This window comes from Marilutibacter maris, assembly GCF_006546735.2.
Taxonomy (GTDB): Bacteria; Pseudomonadota; Gammaproteobacteria; order Xanthomonadales; family Xanthomonadaceae; genus Marilutibacter; species Marilutibacter maris.
Genome location: NZ_VICD02000085.1, coordinates 1 through 2,480 on the forward strand (window position 1 = coordinate 1; position 2,480 = coordinate 2,480).

The 2,480-nt window shown below is 73.8% G+C and carries 2 protein-coding genes; both read right to left on the reverse strand.

Features of this window, described 5'->3' with window-relative positions; all coding sequences use genetic code 11:
* Positions 1–1,259: BatD family protein (locus FKV24_RS06045; protein WP_170288223.1), on the reverse strand; the 1,259-nt coding region annotated here is incomplete at its 3' end.
* Between the two features lie 41 nt (positions 1,260–1,300).
* The coding region (locus FKV24_RS06050; protein WP_141481732.1) for a tetratricopeptide repeat protein at positions 1,301–2,480 on the reverse strand (1,180 nt) is incomplete at its 5' end.

Consider the following 2,480-nt stretch of genomic DNA (forward strand, 5'->3'; position numbering starts at 1 on the left):
AGCGCCCAGTAGCGGCTGCCGCCATCGGATACCGTGGAGACCGCCAACGGGTCCGTCGCCGGGGTATCCGCATCGGCGGGCAGGTCCGTCACCGCGGGCGCGGGGGACGGGGCCCCCCTGTCGATACCCGCCGTCACCGTCCATGCCAGCGGCGGCAGGGTCGCCGAGCGCGCCTGGCCGGCTTCCACGTCCCACCAGTCCAGCTTCACTCCCGACAGACGGGTCTCGCCGGCGCGGTCGGGGACCAGCGAGAAGCTGCGGGTCCACTTCACCCTGGGCCGGCCATCGACGAAGGTCTCGTCGACCTGCGGCCGTTCCGGGAACACCTGCACGCCCTCGATCGGCGGCAGTTCCAGCTCCGGCATCTGCGACGCGGTGGCGCCGTCGGCGACCGCCTCGATGGTCAGGGTCGCGGCAAGGCCCCGCCGCAGGTCCGACGGGTTGGCGCGATAGCGCAGCTGCAGGTCGTGCAGCGGCAACCACGGCTGCGGCGCGTCGTCCGGAATCGGCCGTACCGTCAGCGTCCGTGGCGCCGCGCGGGCCTGCAGGCTGGCACCGCGGCCACCGAACATGTCGTCGAAGAACCCGGCCGCGCTGCGGCCCTGGAAGGTCGCCGCCGGCACCTGCAGGTCGCCACTGCGCTCGGGCACCAGCAGGAAGCGGCGTTCGATGACCTGGTAATGGCGTCCGGCAACCGTCCGCGAGTACTGGGCATCGTCGCCGACGCGCTGGAACGCCGCCCGTTGCGGCGCCGGCTGGTCGAGGGTGCCGGTCACGATCGGGACCGCCGCGTACAGCCTCACCACCCAGCCCACCGATTGCTGCACATAGGGCTGATCGTGGTCCGGCCCGCTCTCGATGAACACGTCCTCGCCGGCACCGGCCGGCGCTCGCCGCACCGCCGGCGCCACCAGCAACGACAGCGGCGCGGTACTGTCCTTGCCCACCCGCAGCGACGGCACGGTCAGCACGCCATCGCGGCGCGGCCGCAGCGCCACCGCGAACAGGCTGCGGCGGCCACCGCCGTTGCCCAGGGCCATACCGCGCCGGCTGCTGTGCCCGCTGAGGTCGAAGTCCGCCGCCAGCGGCGCGTAGTCCGGGGTCGCGGTCAGCGCATCGGTCTCGATGTTCAGGGTCACGGTCTCGCCCTGCTCGATCTTGTCGCGGTCGAGCCAGGCGCGCGTCGTCGCCGGGGCGCCGAAGGCGGTCGCCAGCAGGGCGAAGCACAGCAACCATGACAGCAGATGACTTGCCGTCACCCGACCGATGAGCGGCGTTGCCGGCGATGGTGTCTGAGGGGTCAAGGCTTGGGACCTCCGGCGCCGCCGTCGCGCTGGCGGCGCTCATGTTCGATTCGGAACTTCTCGCGCAGCAGGCCGCCCGGATCGTCGGGCACCCGTCGCAGCCAGGCTTCGTTGGCGATCCGGCGCTCGCGCTGCTCGGCGGTCTCCTCGCCCGGCGCCGGAGCGGGCGACTGCCGGTCCTGCGCGTCGCCATCCTCCTGGCGAGCCTCCTGCTCCAGGGCCTGCTGCATGCGGCGGCGCTGCGCCTCGTCGGCCGCCTCCTGCGTCTGGCTGTCCTGCGGCGAGGGCGCAGGCGAGGCATCCTCGCCCGTCTCGGGCCCGGCCCCCTCCTGCCCCTCTCCGGCGTCGGAACCCGGGTTTTCCCCGCTTTCAGGCGACGCGTCCGTCTGGCCGTCGCCGCTGTCCCCTCCAGGTTGCCGGCTCGGGTCGGCAGGGCCCTGGTCGGGGCGCTCGCCGCCGTCGGACCCGGAGCCGTCGTCGTCGCCAGGGTCGCCGGAGTCCTGGTCCTCGCCGTCGGACTGAGGTTGCTGTTGCTGCTGCATCGCCGCCTGGACCGCCTCGCGGTTGGCGATCGCGTCCTCCATCCCCGGCTGCAGCTGCAGCGCGCGATCGTAGGCCTCAACCGCCTCCGGGTAGCGGCCGGCCTTGGCCAGCGCGTTGCCTCGGTTGTAGTGGCCGTCGGCGCTGTCGACCTGCTGGTACCCCTCCGCCGCCGCGGCGAAGTCGCCCTTGCGGTAGGCATCGCCGGCTTCGCTCAGGCGACGGTGTTCGAGCTGGTCCGCGCGGCGCCACCAGTCGGCGGCATGGGCCGGAGTCAGCGGCAGCCACAGCCCGACCAGCAGCATCGCCAGCACCGCGCCGCGGCGGAACGCCAGCAACACCAGCAACATCACCGGCGGTATCAGCCAGAAACCCTCGTCGAGCCAGGTGCTGCCACCGCGTGCGGCGACCGGCGAAGCCTCGGCACCGCCGCCGTCGAGCACCGCCAGGGCCCGCAGATCGGAGGCGTCGGACGACAGCCGCGCGTAGCGACCGCCTCCGGCGCCGGCGACCCGTCGCAGCGACGCTTCGTCGAACCCGGCGACCGCGGTGCGTCCGGCGACGTCGCGATACATGATCCCGCCGCGGCGCCCCAGCCCGAGCACGGCGACGTCGAAACCGGCCGCGCGGGCGGCG